11 protein-coding genes are annotated in these 16680 nt (G+C 43.4%); 2 read left to right on the forward strand and 9 right to left on the reverse strand.

Annotation, left to right across the window (positions count from 1 at the left end):
- Positions 1-72: 72 nt before the first annotated feature.
- The 3 genes from FRX45_RS00360 to FRX45_RS00370 all read right to left on the reverse strand — a co-directional run bounded on the left by FRX45_RS00360 (position 73) and on the right by FRX45_RS00370 (position 6976).
- Positions 73-1836 (reverse strand): ABC transporter ATP-binding protein, encoded by a 1764-nt coding sequence (locus tag FRX45_RS00360; protein WP_152266404.1) that lies wholly within the window; start codon positions 1834-1836, stop codon positions 73-75.
- Positions 1820-3541 (reverse strand): ABC transporter ATP-binding protein, encoded by a 1722-nt coding sequence (locus tag FRX45_RS00365; RefSeq protein WP_152266405.1) that lies wholly within the window; start codon positions 3539-3541, stop codon positions 1820-1822. The genes FRX45_RS00360 and FRX45_RS00365 overlap by 17 nt, the downstream gene beginning before the upstream one ends.
- A gap of 261 nt (positions 3542-3802) precedes the next feature.
- Positions 3803-6976, reverse strand: coding sequence for a PVC-type heme-binding CxxCH protein (locus FRX45_RS00370; RefSeq protein ID WP_152266406.1), 3174 nt, complete (start codon positions 6974-6976; stop codon positions 3803-3805).
- A gap of 243 nt (positions 6977-7219) precedes the next feature.
- Between FRX45_RS00370 and FRX45_RS23100 the strand changes: the two genes are divergently transcribed.
- Complete coding sequence (locus FRX45_RS23100; protein WP_193311532.1) at positions 7220-7375, forward strand: hypothetical protein; 156 nt, start codon at positions 7220-7222, stop codon at positions 7373-7375.
- Positions 7376-7502: 127 nt separating this feature from the next.
- On the opposite strand, the gene FRX45_RS00375 is transcribed toward FRX45_RS23100, so the two are convergent.
- From FRX45_RS00375 to FRX45_RS00385, 3 genes are all read right to left on the reverse strand, one after another.
- Entirely contained in the window at positions 7503-9116 is a 1614-nt protein-coding gene (locus tag FRX45_RS00375; RefSeq protein WP_152266407.1) for a hypothetical protein, read from the reverse strand.
- A 246-nt stretch (positions 9117-9362) separates the two neighbouring features.
- A complete protein-coding gene (locus FRX45_RS00380; protein WP_152266408.1) occupies positions 9363-10139 on the reverse strand; it encodes a response regulator in 777 nt (258 codons plus the stop codon).
- 132 nt (positions 10140-10271) lie between these two features.
- Positions 10272-12134 (reverse strand): histidine kinase dimerization/phosphoacceptor domain -containing protein, encoded by a 1863-nt coding sequence (locus FRX45_RS00385; RefSeq protein ID WP_152266409.1) that lies wholly within the window; start codon positions 12132-12134, stop codon positions 10272-10274.
- Positions 12135-12429: 295 nt separating this feature from the next.
- Between FRX45_RS00385 and FRX45_RS00390 the strand changes: the two genes are divergently transcribed.
- Positions 12430-13296: an AraC family transcriptional regulator gene (locus tag FRX45_RS00390; protein ID WP_152266410.1), complete on the forward strand. Its 867-nt coding sequence runs from the start codon at positions 12430-12432 to the stop codon at positions 13294-13296.
- Between the two features lie 238 nt (positions 13297-13534).
- Here FRX45_RS00390 and FRX45_RS00395 read toward each other — a convergent pair whose 3' ends face one another.
- The 3 genes from FRX45_RS00395 to FRX45_RS00405 all read right to left on the reverse strand — a co-directional run bounded on the left by FRX45_RS00395 (position 13535) and on the right by FRX45_RS00405 (position 16540).
- The gene (locus tag FRX45_RS00395) at positions 13535-14302 is read right to left on the reverse strand and encodes a 3-hydroxybutyrate dehydrogenase (protein ID WP_152266411.1); all 768 of its coding nucleotides are present in this window, start codon (positions 14300-14302) and stop codon (positions 13535-13537) included.
- Positions 14303-14571: 269 nt separating this feature from the next.
- Entirely contained in the window at positions 14572-15363 is a 792-nt protein-coding gene (locus tag FRX45_RS00400; RefSeq protein ID WP_152266412.1) for an SDR family oxidoreductase, read from the reverse strand.
- A 46-nt stretch (positions 15364-15409) separates the two neighbouring features.
- Positions 15410-16540, reverse strand: a complete 1131-nt coding sequence (locus FRX45_RS00405) for a zinc-dependent alcohol dehydrogenase family protein (protein WP_152266413.1) — start codon at positions 16538-16540, stop codon at positions 15410-15412.
- Positions 16541-16680 lie beyond the last annotated feature (140 nt).

Below are 16680 nucleotides of genomic sequence, written 5' to 3' on the forward strand. Positions count from 1 at the left end.
CGCAGGGACGGAGTCCCGGAAGAACATACTGGGTACGAAGTCAGAGACATCGTACAGCAGCTTTTTTCAGTATCAGCTTACTCTTTTATCATTTAAGAGCTTATCTATCGCCTCATTAAAAGAGCCCGCACGGGTAACTTCTCCCGCATTTACAAAAAATATTTCATCGGCATTGCGGATGGTGTTTAAGCGATGCGCAATGATGATGCGGGTAGTGTGAGAAGGCAGTTTCTTTAATATCTCTTCAAGCAATTGCTCCGTAACGGTATCAATATTGGCGGTGGCTTCATCCAAAATAAGTATATCCGGATTGCGTAGCACGGCACGCATAAAAGCGATCAGTTGTTTTTGCCCCAGGCTTATGCTTTCCCCTCCTGAAGATACATTGGTGAGCAATCCATTTTCAAAAATGGTAAGCAGGGTTTCCAGTCCGGCTTCTTTGATCACCTGCTCCAGTTGTTCATTACTGTACTGATGATATTGTTCGTTGCCGTATAAAATATTATCCTTTACCGTACCGGAAAATAAAAAAGGATCCTGTAGTATAAATCCAACCTTTTTCGAAAGTGTTTCAGGATTGTATCCGCGGATATCTTTGCCATTAAGCAATACAGTGCCCGAGGTGGGATCGTATAACCGTGCGATCAGCGAAGCCGTAGTGGTTTTGCCGCCGCCTGTTGGCCCAACAAAAGCATAGGTTTTTCCTTTTTGCAATTGCAGGCTGATATTGTGCAAAATTTCCTTGCCCGCTGTGTAGCCAAAGTGCACATTCCTGAATTCCACTATTGAATGAGTAGCCGGTTCGGCAGTTGTGCCTTTTACCACAGCAAGGTTGGTATCCAATGAAAGTATTTGCCCTATCCTGTCCCACCCAGCCAATGCCACCTGGAAGCTGGCCCACAATGTGGCAAGTTGTCTCAGCGGGTTATAAAAGTGCGTAGCATAGGCCAGGTAACTTACCAATAGTCCGATAGAAAAACTACCCGAAGCAATCAGGTATATGCCGTATAGCAATACAACCAGTTGTGCCAGGGCCGACAATAAGCTATATACAGGAAGGAAAATATTGTTCGCGAGCCCTGCGCCTACAGCCGTGGTATAGTTTTGCAGGTTGGCTTTATCAAAACGTTTCCTGAAATAATCGCGGCGGTTAAATGCAACAATCACTTTAAAATTGTTCAGACTTTCCTGGATCTCAGCGCTCATACCGCCCACGCTCGCCATGTTTACGGCATTCTTCTTTTTTACCCACGGCGATACCAGCTTTGTAAATATTAAAATAAGCAATGCCGGTATAAGCGTGGCCACACCCAGCTTTACATTAATGATCAGCAAAAAAATTCCGGCTCCTGTCATGGTTACAATGCTGCCGATAAACTGCATTAAGGATTGCGAGAAAAATGTATTGAGCTTATCCGTATCGTTATTAACGCGGGAAATAAGATCACCTGCTTTGTTGGCATTGAAAAATGCAACAGGCAAAACCTGCAACTTATTGAATATGGCATTGCGCAGCGTAAACAACAGGCGTTGCCCCACTCCTCCCATTAGTTGTGTTTGGTAATAACTGGTAAATAGCGCCAGTAAGTAAATGCCCAGTAATATGCCCGAAAATTGCAGCACGCCCTGATACTGTTTTTGCTGTACATAATGATCAATGGCATACCCTATTAAAAACGGGCCCAGCAGGTTGAATGCAGCATTCAGCACTATAGCCAGCAGGGCAAGTAACAGGTTCTTCTTCTCGTGCGCAATGAGCTGCAGCAAACCTTTAAGCGCGGCATAGGTTGATGTTTTTTGCTGCTGCCCCGAAAGCGTATTAAGATTGTAATTCATAATGGCTGGTACTTTGTTGTGCATTCAATAGTTGTACATATTCGGGACTGGTACGCACCAGTGCTTCATGCCTGCCATTAGCGATGAGCTCACCCTGCATCAACAATATGATCTGGTCATATTCCTCAACAGAGGCAATTTTTTGCGTAACAGAAATCAGGGTCAGGTCGGGGTAATTCCGTTGCAGGTTTTCGAGGATCCGCTTTTCGGTGTTGTTATCCACGCGGGCTGTAAAATCATCTAACAATAATATCCTGGGATTAATGGCCAGGGCGCGGGCCAGCATGATCCTTTGTTTTTGTCCGCCCGATAAACTGGATCCTCTTTCAGAAACAACAGTGCTTAATTTATCAGGCAGCAGGTCAACAAATTCTTTCAGCTCTGCTGTTTCCACCGCTTTTTCAAGTGAAGCATCGGTTACCGTATCGCTGAAAGCAATATTTTCACGAATGCTCATATTGAAAATAATGCTATCCTGGAAAACAAATCCAACCTGGCTGTAAAATGATTCACTTTTATATTGTTCAATATTTTTACCATCAAATTTTATAGCGCCGGAGCCTGGCTTTATTAGTCCCGTTAGTAAATAAAGCAATTGCGTTTTACCGGCAGCAGTGGGCCCAATGATAGCAGTTTTTGATCCCTTTTGTATTTTAAAAGATATATCTTTTAAAACAGGACTCTGTTCGTATACCAGGTTTACATCCTTCAGCTCAATCTCACCCTGTAACGCTGTTGTAATTGTTCCTGTTTCAGCCTGGTCGGGGGTTTCAATCACCATTCTTATACGATCGTACGAAGCCGTAGCCTGGGCTATCACATTACTCATGAAACCAATAATAAGTATGGGAAAGATGAGCATGGATAAATAACTGTTGAAAGCGGCGAAATCACCGAGACTCATACTGCCGCTGATCACAAAGTGACCACCCATTGCAAGGATAGCTAATGCAGCCATATTAGCAGTAAAGGTGATTACCGGAATGAGCCCTGCAAAAAGCCGCAGGATAGCAAGCCCAAAGTTTTTGGCTTTTGTATTTGCGTCAAGAAATTTATTATACTCCAGTTGCTGTGAATTTACTACACGTATCAGCGCCGCACCCAAAATACTTTCATTGATCACCTTATTTAACCGGTCAATAACTGCCCTGCTTTGAATAAACAAGGTCCTCACTTTGCGCAGCACAAGAAAAAAAGTGATCCCGATAATGGGTATGATGGCTATGATACATAAAGCCAGCTTCCAGTTGATGCTGATGAGCAATATGCTGGCGCCAATAATAATGAATATGGAAGAAATGACCGACACGATGGCCTGGGATATAAACATCTTGATAGAGTCAACATCCGCCGTAAGATTGGTAAGCAGTTTCGAAGGATTGGCCTGCTCAATAAAAGCGGCCGATTGTATGGATATCTTATTGGAGAGTTTTGTTCTCAGGTCCCGGGCCACCCTTTCCGAAGCATAGGTTTGTATGATGCTCTGCAGATAGGTAAAAATAAATATAAAGAGTATAGCCAGTCCAAATTTAATAACCACCGGGTTGAATGCAAACACACCGGCTGTAAATGCATCTATAGTGTCGGCAATGATCTTTGGAAGCAACAGGTTTATAGCATTGCTGAGAAGTGTAAACAGCAATAACACCATCACAAGGCCCCTGTATGGTCTCAATAAGCTAAGCACTCCGGGCTTTTGATTCATTGTTCTTTTACGTTTTAAAATAGTCGAATCGCTATTACTGCCAGCAAATTAAAAGATGCAAATGTAAGCTGATTTATAAAAGCCGCATCTATGTTAACAATCGGTTAATGGAAGGCATGGGGTATTAGGGTATGGGGTGTGAGGCATGAGGTATGAGGTATGAGGTATAAGGTATAAGGTATAAGGTATGAGAAATAAGAAAACCTGTAAGATTTGCTAATCTGTAGCATCCCTTACAGGTTCATATACATTTGTTTTCAGTTATTTTTCCAAAGGATGTTCCTTCAGCAATTTTTCCGGCGTATAAAATCCTTCCACACTTTTCACAGCGGCTCTTACCTGCTTAACCTTTTCGGGTTGGATAGCCGAAGCCTGGTTACCAAACGAATTCCTGACGTAGGTTAACACTGCCGCCACTTCCTCATCATTAAGCAAACCTTCAAACGGTGTCATCGGCACCTGGCCGGGATATTTTTTTCCATTCACTTCTATTGGACCGAGAAGCCCCTTCAAAACTACCTTTATTAAGCGATCTTCATTACCGTCTACCCATTTCGAATTTGCTAATGGCGGATATCCCGAAGAAAATAATCCCTTACCATCGGGCTGGTGGCAGGTATTGCAATATCCATCCCTGGCATAAATTTCTTTGCCTTTCTTGAAAAGTTCAAAGTCTTTTCCTTTTAAGGATGAGATTATTTTCTCTTCCTTGTGCTCCTGCACCAGCTTTCCGTTGAGATGCGCCACCGCAGCTTCATGAGCATGCACCATCCATTCATCCAATGGCATTTTAGCGGCTTCTTCCAGTATAGGCATTCCTTTTTCCTTTCCGATCCACGAAGCGGCAACAATCGCCTCCAGACGCACTCTTCCATTTTCATCCCGGGCTGCCTGCATCAGCAGGTCTGCCTGGTCGGCCACCTGGTGACCGGTGTAACGGACTACATTAACCGCAGCCGCCCTTGCGTGGTAATCTTTTGCATGGAGCATTTCCTTTAGTAAATCCTGGTCAACCTTATCCAGTCCCCAGCTTACCCACAATGCTTCCAACTTATGGTGTTCGTACCGCGGATCATTTTTATCAAGCGCACTAACCCATTTTTTCAGCTTGGGCAGCACTTCACCGGCATCTCTGCCTCTCAGCTCACGGCGCGTACGGTAGCGGGTACGGTATTCCGGTAGTTTGAGATTATCCAGCAACACTTCAACAGAAGCGCCATCTATTTTAGCCGGTGTTACCAATGGTCTGGAAGGATACGTAATCCGGTAAACTCTTCCGTGCATATGATCGCGCAGCGGATCCCTGGCATTGTGCTGCATATGCCCGATCAGTATATTATGCCAGTCAATCACGTAAAGCGATCCATCAGGAGCAAACTCCATATCTACGGGTCTAAAATTCCGGTCTTCACTAACCAACAGGTCTACGCGGTGATGACTTTTATATCCTGTGCCACTGTCTTCTATCACATGCTCCTTTGTTCCCAAAAAACCAATGGTATTGTTGATGAGCATGTCGCCCTGTACTTCGTCGGGAAAATGACGGCTGGAAACAAATTCCAGTCCGGAAGTAGGCCGTACCTTATGGGCTTCCTCTATTAAATTGAAAGATTTGTGCGTAGCTTCTCCATATCTTGGCAACACGGTACCGGGCATCATCCACCGCACATCGGGACCAGAAGTTTCGGCAAAGAATGGCTGTCCCCAGTCATCGAACGCTATGCCCCACGGGTTGGGAATGGAAAGCTGTGCCGTACGTTCCAGCTTATGAAGCTGCGGAGCGTACCTGTAAAACCCGCCATTGGTGGCGCGTACAGGACCGTAAGACGTTTCCACATTGGTATGCAGGAAAACACCTTCACCACTGTAAATAGCGCCGGAGGGGTCGGCTGTAAAAGCATGGCTATTGTGGTGCGTATCATGATCATCATATCCACTCAGCAAAATCTCCACTTTATCAGCTTTATCATCGCCATCAGTATCGGTAAATAATTTAAGATTGGTACCCTGTGAAACATACACTCCTTCGGGAGCCATTTCAAAACCCAGTGGCAGATGCAATTTATCCGCAAAAATCTTGAGCCTGTCCGCTTTTCCATCCGCATTTGTATCTTCAAGAATAACAATCTTATCATCCGGTTTGGGATCGCCCGGCTTATAATGCGGGTAACTGGGCATGGTAGCTACCCACAGGCGGCCTTTATTGTCGAAAGACATTTGCATGGGCTTTGCCAGCTCAGGAAATTCTTGCTCAGAAGCAAAAAGCTCAATCTTGTATCCTTTGGGCACCTTAAGCTTACTCAATGCTTCATCACCATATAAATAAGTTAAACTACCATTTGCTTTAGGATTATAATTGGTTTTAACCGGCGGCAATGTCCTGGTGTGTTTATCAGCAGCGGCGATATCCATTTGTTCTCCTTTGCTCGCCGCCAGCCATACGGCGGTATCGCGGATCGCTGTCATTTGACGGATCTTTTCAATTTCGGCAGGATAGTTATCGGGTCCGAAAGGATTATAGCGGCGGCCATATACGTGCACGCCATTCGGGATTTTGTAATCATCATGCCACATCCAGTTTTTTTCTTTTACTGCGGCCAGCACCAGGTCCCTGTTCGCTTCAGCTTTAGCTGAAACCTTACCAAAGATTTCATCCGCCAGCAAAACGGATAATTTTTTGTACCCTTCATCATTCAGTTGCGAACCATCAATCGTTAAAGATTCTTTAGCGGATTCAAACCATTTTTTGGAAGGCATAAAAGCATCCACAAAAAGCACTTTGTTCGAATCAGCAACCGCCTTCATACCCTGGGTATACAACGAAAGGTTTTCATTTTCTTTTTTGCCGTTGGGAAGATCATACTTAGCAGACAAGTCTTCAAAAGCGATCGGCGATACGATAGCAAGTTGCACAGGAGATGAATCGCCATTGTAATGCTGGCTGAGCGTATGTTTGATAAAAGCGTCCAGCTCCGCTTTATAATTGTCCAATCCTTCCTTTCCCTGGAAAGATTCGTTGTATCCAAAAAAAGCAATGATCACATCTGCTTTATGACGGGTAAGCCATTGATCCGGCGATTCAAAATGGCCTTCACTTCCGGAATTTTTAGCAAGTTCGGTTTGAAATTTTTCCGCTCCGGGAAAAGCCCATGGATCATTTCTCGCAGCATGTGGTCTGAAGCCGGGGGTATTGCCACCATCGCAAAAATTACGGATATACAGCATACTATCGGGATAGCGTACCTGCATTTCAGTTTCAAAATGCCCGAAGTTCATCATTCTCGACCCCAGGTTATTGCCTACCAGGGCGATACTGGCATGCTTTTTAATTTTGAGTGTTTCAGACTGATCAGAGCGGCAGGCAGTAAATGCAGCGATCATTAATCCAAATAAAAATACCAGGGTTGAAGTACTTTTTGTGTGAGGGTTTGTCATTTCAATTGTTCGGTTTTGAATCCTAAAAATATGTGTTCGTAGCTTAAATGCCCAATATTTTTAAGATAATCAGCGCTGAAGTGCGGCCGAACCCGGGAAAATTATCTGCATATAGGGTATAATTTCGCTTATTAAACCGCAAATGCAGTACTTAACATTTTTTTGATCGTTAAAAATCAGCACGGCCACATTATTGCAATATTTGTTTACATTATTATCATTAACCGGTTTAAAATTGCTTGTATGAAAAAGCTTATTATCGCAGTAGCCATCGCATTTTCCGCGGCCTATGGCTGCAGTACACCAGAACCCACTACGGAATCATCCGCAGACAGTACCAATATGAACCAGACCGATACAGTAAACCGCACACAGCCCAATACCATGCAACAACAGTAACAAGTGATATTGGAACAGCAATTCTCTGATAAACATCAAATAAAAGCGAAGCATGCGTGGACCGGAGGTGTTCGAATCACCGCAAATGATACAGGTTCGAACACCTCTTTTATTATTTTACCAACTGTTAACCGCCACACGGTCTTGATATTGCATCCGTTTGGGCCGCCATCAAATTTTCGATATTTACTTTCCCCCTAACCGTTATGGTCGCATAAGTATCTCCTGTTTCAGTAACCACGCCGCCAAACTGGTTAGCCACGAGTTGCGATGCAATTTCATCTCCCGTAAGGGGTATACCATCACGCTTACCCGACACCCTTATCTTTTGCACGTAGTACGCAACCACATTACGGTAAGTTTGCACTGCATCATAAATATCCTTGGATGTATATGGCGGGACATCAGCCATTCTTTTTAGCGAAATCTCAGTCCTCTCTGTTGTGCTTGTTTCAACACGGCTTGTACTTGTTTTCGTTTCCATATAAGTAAACGTGTACCCTACGGATAAGGTAAGATTTCTTTCCATTCCTGCTACGCCAAAAAGGTCGGCGCTAACGCCCATGCTTAGCGACATATCCACACTTGCCGAATGTTCTGTGGCGATAGAGAAACTTTCCTCTGTTCCGGCCGTAATGGTAGTGCTCCTGCTATCAGCCTTCCCAACCTCCTGAGAAATAGTGCCTGCCCCGCAATTGTTAATAGTGGTAGCGAGTGCAAAATCTAATTGAGCAGGTGGCATAATAGGCTGGTCGTAAGTGATCCCCATGTTCTGGGCAGTCCATATAATATCTACGGGAATTAACCTGAATTTTACGGGAGTAATTCCATCGGTTCTCAAACCTCCTAATGTAACATCTTTATTAATCTTTAATGGATAATGATCATGCGATTTAATGGTAATTGCTCCTTCCTCATCCTGGCTGAGAATAAATTTATAGTTATCAGACGACTCCGGGGGGCCTGTAAAAGTTTGCACCTGTTCCTTGAAAACATCAATATACTGTTTCTTTTTACCCTCAGCCTTTATATAAAAAGTGGAATCATTCCCTGCAGATTCAAATGTGAAGATTTGCCCTGCCTCATCACTTGTCTTAATATACCCGGTTCCCAATCCTATATATGGGTTCTCGTACACCTTTAACGGATCTCTTCCTAACAGTCCGCCATTTATCATATTGTACGTATATGTCCATATACCTCCGCCTTCATAACCGTCGGCTGGCAACGCTTGGATAACATAAGGTGTACCGGCAATTATCTTTAAAGGCGGTACGATCTTTGGCTTCAGCGTTTCTATATGTACCGGTACAGCATCAGCCATTACAGGCAAACTTTCCTGTAATTCAGCCAGCAGTTCATTGGCTTCATTGTATACTTTTATTGTGGCGGGAACGCCTTTGGCAAATTGAGTCACCTGGCTTTCTGAAACACTGTCTTTTGGAATACGCAATATAGCGAGGTTGGTAAATTCATCCACTTCCATGTGATCATCAGAAAAAGAAGATAACGCCCCGTTTATGGATAAAGAAAGATAAGCCGGCTTATAACCTTTTTTCACAATAGGCCTTGTATCTAATATGAGGCCAAGATGACCCTGGCTCACGGGTATATTCAGTGTACTCGTATCCAGCGGGGTAACTACGGCCTGGGTTGGACCATCCGTTTTATTTTTTTTGCAGGATGCAATAGCCAGCCCTGTTACCAGGCAAACTATAATGTAAAGCAATAACTTGTTCATGATGATTTATTTTAACAGGCTTAAGAATATTTCAGGTACGCGCTTTGAGAAAACCAGCTAAAGCTAATCTTCCATCGGTGGTTGCCACCGGAGATGTATGTGAACAGCCGTATTTTGTATGTGAACGAACGATCATTCCAATACCAATTGCTATAGAGGAATAGCATAGTTCAGAAAATAAAAGAAAACAGATGCAGTTTAACAGGAAGCGGTAAAATATTTAAAAGCGCTTCGGCTGAAGATAAATTACAGAAAATCGAAACGCTGCAGAAACTCTTCTTTATAATTTCTTCCGAGCGGAATTTCATGGTCTTTCAGGAAAATACTGTGGTTATTAAAGGTATCCAGGTGATCCATATTAATGGCATACGACCGGTGCACTCTTATAAAATATTGCCGGTTAAACTTATCCATCACTACATTAAGCGGATGCCTGACGATGAAATTCTTATCTTTTGTAATAATATGCGTGTGGTTATTTTCCGCTTCTAAGTAATAAATATCATTTAAACTCACTTTAATGAATTTATAATTCTGCTTGATAAATATGGCATCGTTAAAACACAGCACAGGTTCCTTCTCCGTAATTTCAGAAGCACATCCGTTCCCGGAAATGGAAACAACTGGCACGGCAGACGACTTGTGAAAAGCAAAATTGTGCAGAGCGAGGTCTATAGCGATCAGCAGGTTCCTGGGCTGGTAGGGCTTGATAAGATAAGCTGCCGGCGTGGTTTCTTTGGCCCGTTCAAGTGTTTCATCATCAGAAAAAGCGGTGAGGTAAATAAAGGGGATCTCTTTTAGTGCAGTAAGACGCCGGGCAGTTTCTATTCCATCCCAATCGCCTTTGAGCTGAATATCAAGCAGCACTAAGTCTATGGTTTCCTTTGCTACAATACGCAAAGCCTCTTTGCCATTATCGGCTATGCCACAAACCTGGTAGCCTTCCAACTGCAGCGTATCTTCCAGTGCAAGCGCTACGATGCCTTCGTCTTCAACGATCAGGATGCTAACTTTACTTTCCATGAATTAATGATGAACATGATTATTAAAATATACTTCTATACTATTGCTTAGCTAATCATACTATGCCGCGTTCCTCCCTGACAGAGGTGAAAGGAGAAAAGTGAAAAGAGAGAAGTAAAGAAACGTTTACCTTCATCCTGCTTTCTCCAGCTTCACCGGTATTTGCAAGTTTAGCAACGTACCGTTCCTGCTCTCCATATTGCATGTACCATTTAATTGCCGGCTCAACACCTTCACCAATTTTACTCCAAATGACCCCCGTGGTTTTTCCCATTCTTCCCGGGTCATACCCGGACCATTGTCTTTAATTTCCAGTATGATCTCCCGGTCTTTCTTTAAGGAAAGCATTAATGAAGGATACGGTACTTCTTTATAAGCGTATTTGAACGCATTGGTTACCCACTCGTTGATGATCAACCCTAATGGCAATGCCCTATCCACATCCATTTCTGTTATTTGAACATCGAGTTGTAAATCGAACTTATCTTTATCAATTCCGAAACTTTGCAAAATACTTTCTACTAAGTCGGTTACATATTCTTTCATGTTCACCATGTTCGGGTTATCCTGCTGGTAAAGGCTCCTGTGAATCAGCGACATGGCTTCAATGCGCTGCTGGCCTATCTTTACAGCCTGCTGGGCATCTTGGTCGGACAGGTGGTTAGACTGCAGACTAAGGAGACTGGAAACAATTTGCAGGTTATTCTTTACCCGGTGATGCAGCTCTTTCATAAGGAAATTTAGCTGCTCCGACTGTTCATTAATTTTCTTGTTGTTATCCGCCAGCATGCGGTTCCTTTGCCTGATGCCGCGGTACTGAACATACAGGAATGCGGATAACAAAATAAAAAGGATCATTCCAACGGTTATCGCTCCTGCTGTTCTTGTTTTTTCGAGATTGATGAGCCGGAGCGATGCAATACGTTCATCTTTTTTTTCCGTTTGATATTCAATTTGCAACCTCCCTATCTGTTTCGTGTTCCTGAGCAACTGTAATGAATCATTTATAATCACAGACCGGCTGAAAGCATCAAGCGCCTTTTCGGCATTGCCTGCATCATGGTAACATTTGTGTAATGCCTTGTATATTTCCGCCGTGCGGAAAGGCGCATGCTGTGCTATGGTAATATCAAGCGCACGATTAAGGTAATGGATGCCTTTATCACGATCCCCGCTGTAAAAATAAATTTCTCCAAGCCAGTTATAGGTATAGGTGAGGGAAAGATACTGATGATACTTTTTAGCGAGCGCTTCGGCCTTTTCTCCATAAAGCAATCCCTTCGGATAATTGCCTGCAATTTTATAATACTGACTGATGTTATTATAATAGGGTATGCGGAGCTGTTCATATGCAGGAGAGGATTCAGCAATTTTTAACCCCTCAAGATATTTGTTCAGCCCTTTTTTCCTGAGTTCAGGATCGTGTTTACGCATACCATAGCTATGTGTAAACATCGCCCTGTTCAGCATTATCTTAATCATCTGCACGGTATCTTTTATAAAAGTTGCCGCACGTATCCCCTTCTCCGCGGCTTTTAGCGCAAGCGGATAGTTTTCATTTTCTTTATACAAATTTCCGATAAGGCCATACAGTGTGGGAATCACCTTCGTAAACGCATTGTTTTCGGCCTTTCTCAGCGTTTCCACCGCTACTTTCATAGCCCTGATATAATTTGCCGTCCTCCATTCATAATTGGCTTGCAACAGCTTCCCGTTTACAATAATCCGGTCATCTTCCTGATTTTCACCCAAGCGGATCAACCTTTGTGCATACCATTGAAGAGAATCACTGCCGGTATTCTTATAACGTATGCCCTGGCGAAATAAGTTTTCTGCCAGGAGAACAGAATCACTGCCAGCATAAGTTGTTTTTAAATCCAGGTTCGGTTTATTACACGAAAGCATTGCCATAAGGGAACCAACTGTCATTAAAACCCTAAGCAATAAAAAGCAGCTTTTAAACACAGTAAGCCTTAAAAAAAAAATGGACAGCATTCATTTCTTTTGATAAAGATTTCTGAACAGAACAGCTACAAGTTAGGAAAAAGGAAAATAACGGAACATGGATAAGCACAATGTTTGCATTAAGCAACCGCTCCTTTGCAAAGAAAATTTCTCATAGGGAAAAGAAACCAGGATAAAACCGGAATTTCCAGCTATCCCATTTTCGTCGCACTACAGCCTCCTACTATTTCTTATAATTCTTATACTATTTTTCATAAAATTGAAGGCTTACACTATAATTCAATATATTAGGGGTGGCGTTTTTTAACTTTAAACTAAATGAGCAATGAAATCTATTGAACTGCGACTGCCGAAGGATTTTGACAAATCATTTACTGTATTTAAAGAAGTTGGAAAATCATTTCCATGCCCCTGGCACTACCATCCTGAATATGAAATCGTGCTGGTTTTAAAAAGCAACGGCCGCCGCATGGTGGGCGATAATATCGGGAAGTTTGATGAAGGCGACCTGGTGTGCATGGGTCCCTTTTTACCACATGTATGGGTAAACGATCCGAAATTTATTAACGGGCAGGTTGATTACCAGGCAGAAGCCATTGTGATTCATTTCAAAGACGATTTCCTGGGTGAAAACTTTCTTAATATTCCTGAGATGGAAAACTTTAAGCATTTTTTGAAATCATCTAACCGCGGTATGGTCATTAACGGAAAAGCCAAAGCCGGCATTACTGCTTTAATGGAAAAAATGCCTGATATGAACGGGCTTCAACGCCTGTCTTCTCTCCTGCTCATTTTTGATACATTATCCCGTACGGCTGAATATGAATTATTGGCAAGTCCTGGTTTTGCAAAAACAGTGAATGTAAAAAGTTCGGACCGGCTGAACAAAATAACCGAATATCTTATACAAAATTTTGACCAGGACATTACTTTATCGAAAGTGGCATCCATAGCAAATATGGCGGTTACTACCTTCAGTAATTTTTTCAAGGAAAACTACAGGGTAACTTTTGTTGAATACTTAAATACTTTGAGAATTGGTTATGCCTGTAAAAAACTTTCGGAAAAAGATCAGAATATTGTTGATGTAGCGTATGAATGCGGGTTCAACAGCTTAGCCAATTTTAACAGGCAATTTAAAAAGTACAAGCAAATGACCCCAACTGAATACAGGAGGATTATTTATGCGTAATGGGGAGTTTCGAGTTTATGGTTTATGGTTGCATTTTCGCTTCGGATTTGAATTTTGTTGTTTGAATTTTATCCGCCACGGCGGACAGGTTTTATCTATCTTTTGCTTTAAGCTTCGTTTTGCTGCTGCTTTCTCACTTTTCAGAGATTATTCAATAGCTGAAATGGAAGAACCCATGACTGGCATTATGCTATAGCGCCGTCTCTCTACACTGCGTGGAGAGGGAACGAGGGTGAGGTCACTGTATCGTATACCCGCCATCAATTACAACCGCCTGCCCTGTTATGCCTTTTGCATTATCACCCGCCAGGAAATATACATAATGCGCTACCTCTTCTACGCTAAGTAAACGCTTTTGAGGAACAAGGGGATAGATCACTTCTTCCAATACTTTTTCAAACGGGATGTTTCGCATTCTGGCTATATCGGTAAATTGATTTCTGACCAGCGCGGTATCAACATAACCGGGACATACGGCATTAACGGTAATGCCATGACCGGCGCTTTCCAATGCAGCAACTTTTGTTAAACCAATTACGCCATGCTTCGCGCTATTATAGGCCGCTTTTCCCGCAAAACCAACCAGCCCGTTAATGGAAGCCATGTTAATAATTCTTCCAAAACCCCTTTTTTTCATATAAGGCAGCACATGTTTGATGGCAATGAAAGGTGCGGTTAACATCACATCCAGCATGAGCCTGAACTTTTCTGTAGGGAAATGTTCAACAGGCGCTACATGCTGCAACCCGGCATTGTTTACCAGCACATCAATGCTTCCATACAGGTCATAGACGGCGCCTAATATTTTTTGAATACTTTCTTCATGGGTAACATCACAGGCATAACCGGTAACCCGGCTGCCACCTAATGCTGCTACAGCAGCGTCAACACTATCCTGTTCAATATCCAAAACAACTACTATGTAGCCGGCAGACAAAAAGGTTTTTGCGATAGCCAGACCAATACCACCCGCCGCCCCGGTTATTATTATTACGCTGGAATGCATGAAGAAAACTGGTTTAATTTATGTAAGATACTATCAAAATATATTATTACTGATGGTCGCCGGGAGGCGACAGTAAATTGTGTATGAGGCGATGACGCCTCGTACTGCAGGAGAGGGGAAACGTCAAACATGAAAAATGAATGGTGAAGGTTTCACATCTATTGTCTCACTTTTCACCATTGCCTGTTGTTACTTATAAGGTATGAGGTATAAGGCGTAGGGTATAGAGCCTTTCCGCCTTACACCCTCCACCTTACTCCATCTCCCTCCTACCAGCTTGTCCATCCGCCGTCAACGCATAAATTATGACCTGTGATATAAGAAGCGGATTCAGACAACAAAAAGGCCACTGATCCTGCAACTTCTTCCGCCTTTCCTACACGCCCCATGGGCGATTGTTGTGCCAGCCTTTCTATAAAAGCCGGGTTATCACTTTGCACAGCAGGGTGAGGAAAAGGACCTGGTGAAATACAATTGCATCTCACATTCATCTTTCCCCAATGAACCGCGAGATATCGCGTCATTTGAATAATACCGGCTTTGCCCACACCATATTCGATGGGGTTTTTGTTCATCGGCGCTTCATATGCCTCCGGGTGTGGCGACACCAAACCATACATACTGGAGAACAATACGATGCTTCCACTACCACGCTTGGCCATTTGCGTACCGGCTTCCCTTGCCAATAAAAATGTAGCCGTCAGTCCGGTATGATTTACTTCATCAAACTCTTTTTCGCTCAGGTCTTCCAGCTTTTTTGAGGTAGAACCAAATGTCAGGTTCACCAGCCCGTCAGGCACGCCGTGCTGTTTAATTTGCTCCGTTACAAATCGCTGTATAGCGGCACCGTCCCTGACATCCAAAGTAGCAGGAATAACATCCGGGTCCAATGCTGCAGATTGTACAAATGCAGCGGCACGATCCTCCAGGTCAATACAAATTACTTTAGCACCTGCATTCTTTAGCACAATCACAGTTGCCTGTCCAAGATAGCCCGCACCTCCAACCACCCATATTAATTTATTGCGCAGATGAAAAATGGGGGTAATTTCTTTACTCATATGATTTGATTTATGATGTAATGTGAGGACCAATGTTCCTGCATTGCTATGCAAAAGAAACAACCTGTCTTAGCGCATCGCCGTTGGCCAACCGCTCAAAGCCCTCATTTATTTGTTCCAGGGCGATGGTATGAGACAAAAGCTTATTAACGGGTAAACGTCCTGTTTGATATAACGAAATAAAAGCCGGTATATCGCGTGAGGGAATACAACTGCCGAGGTACGAGCCTTTCAGTGTTCGCTCCTCTCCCACCAATATAGCAGGTGATAAAGAAAAAGTGTGAGAAGGATGCGGCAGCCCGGCGGTAACCGTTGTACCTCCACGTTTGGTAACGGCATACGCAAACTCAAGCGCTTTAATAGCCCCGGCAAATTCAACGGCAATATCCACGCCGCCACCAGTCAGGTCTTGTACTTGTTGTACAGCATTTGAATCTGCAGGATCTATTACATGATGAGCATCCAACTGTAATGCCATTGCTCTTTTGTATGGATTGATATCCGCAGCAATTACCGATGCGGCTCCTCCTGATAAAGCCCCCAACACCCCTGCCAGTCCCACTCCTCCTAACCCTGCAATTACAATGGTTTGCCCGGCAGTAAGCCTTGCCGTATTTATTACTGCGCCAACGCCGGTTAAAACAGCACAGCCAAAGAGAGCCGATATTTCATACGGAATCGCGGTGTTAATTTTCACGAGCGAACGTCTTGATGCAACAACGTATTCGGCAAAGGCAGAAACTCCCAGGTGATGGCGAAGGCCATCAAGGCTATGATTCTTTAACCGCATGCCACCCTCCAGTAAAGTTCCTTTTGTATTAGCCAATGCTCCGGGTTCGCATAGTGCAGGTCGGCCCGTTGTACAGGGTATGCAATGACCGCACATGGGAACGAAAGAAAAAACAACATGGTCACCCTGCTTTAGATCATTTACTCCCGCTCCGCATTCCATAACTTCCCCGGATGCTTCGTGTCCCAACACCATGGGCAATGGTCTTGCACGGCTTCCGTCAATAACAGACAAATCGGAATGACACAATCCTGCTGCATGAATTTTTACCAGTACTTCGTCATACCCCGGAGTGCTCAAATCAACCGCTTCTATTTGCAAGGGATTGCTTTCATCATACGGACGGGATTTTCCCATCTCATATAATACCGCAGCTTTTATTTTCATATGCTCTGCTTTGAATGTAAGTTGTCAGACAAAAGGCCGAAGAGATACGGTAGCAGGTATCAACTACCAGGTGTAAGGTATAAGGCGTAAGGTAAATAACTACTAACGATAGGATGAATGGTCCTTGTTTCATCTATCAC

This window comes from Agriterribacter humi, assembly GCF_009192765.1.
GTDB lineage: Bacteria > Bacteroidota > Bacteroidia > Chitinophagales > Chitinophagaceae > Agriterribacter > Agriterribacter humi.

Bases quoted from the DNA above. Each gene is read 5' to 3' on its own strand.
- FRX45_RS00360 (WP_152266404.1), bottom strand. From the start codon at position 1,836: ATGAATTACAATCTTAATACGCTTTCGGGGCAGCAGCAAAAAACATCA.
- FRX45_RS00365 (WP_152266405.1), bottom strand. From the start codon at position 3,541: ATGAATCAAAAGCCCGGAGTGCTTAGCTTATTGAGACCATACAGGGGC.
- FRX45_RS00370 (WP_152266406.1), bottom strand. From the start codon at position 6,976: ATGACAAACCCTCACACAAAAAGTACTTCAACCCTGGTATTTTTATTT.
- FRX45_RS23100 (WP_193311532.1), top strand. From the start codon at position 7,220: ATGAAAAAGCTTATTATCGCAGTAGCCATCGCATTTTCCGCGGCCTAT.
- FRX45_RS00375 (WP_152266407.1), bottom strand. From the start codon at position 9,116: ATGAACAAGTTATTGCTTTACATTATAGTTTGCCTGGTAACAGGGCTG.
- FRX45_RS00380 (WP_152266408.1), bottom strand. From the start codon at position 10,139: ATGGAAAGTAAAGTTAGCATCCTGATCGTTGAAGACGAAGGCATCGTA.
- FRX45_RS00385 (WP_152266409.1), bottom strand. From the start codon at position 12,134: ATGCTGTCCATTTTTTTTTTAAGGCTTACTGTGTTTAAAAGCTGCTTT.
- FRX45_RS00390 (WP_152266410.1), top strand. From the start codon at position 12,430: ATGAAATCTATTGAACTGCGACTGCCGAAGGATTTTGACAAATCATTT.
- FRX45_RS00395 (WP_152266411.1), bottom strand. From the start codon at position 14,302: ATGCATTCCAGCGTAATAATAATAACCGGGGCGGCGGGTGGTATTGGT.
- FRX45_RS00400 (WP_152266412.1), bottom strand. From the start codon at position 15,363: ATGAGTAAAGAAATTACCCCCATTTTTCATCTGCGCAATAAATTAATA.
- FRX45_RS00405 (WP_152266413.1), bottom strand. From the start codon at position 16,540: ATGAAAATAAAAGCTGCGGTATTATATGAGATGGGAAAATCCCGTCCG.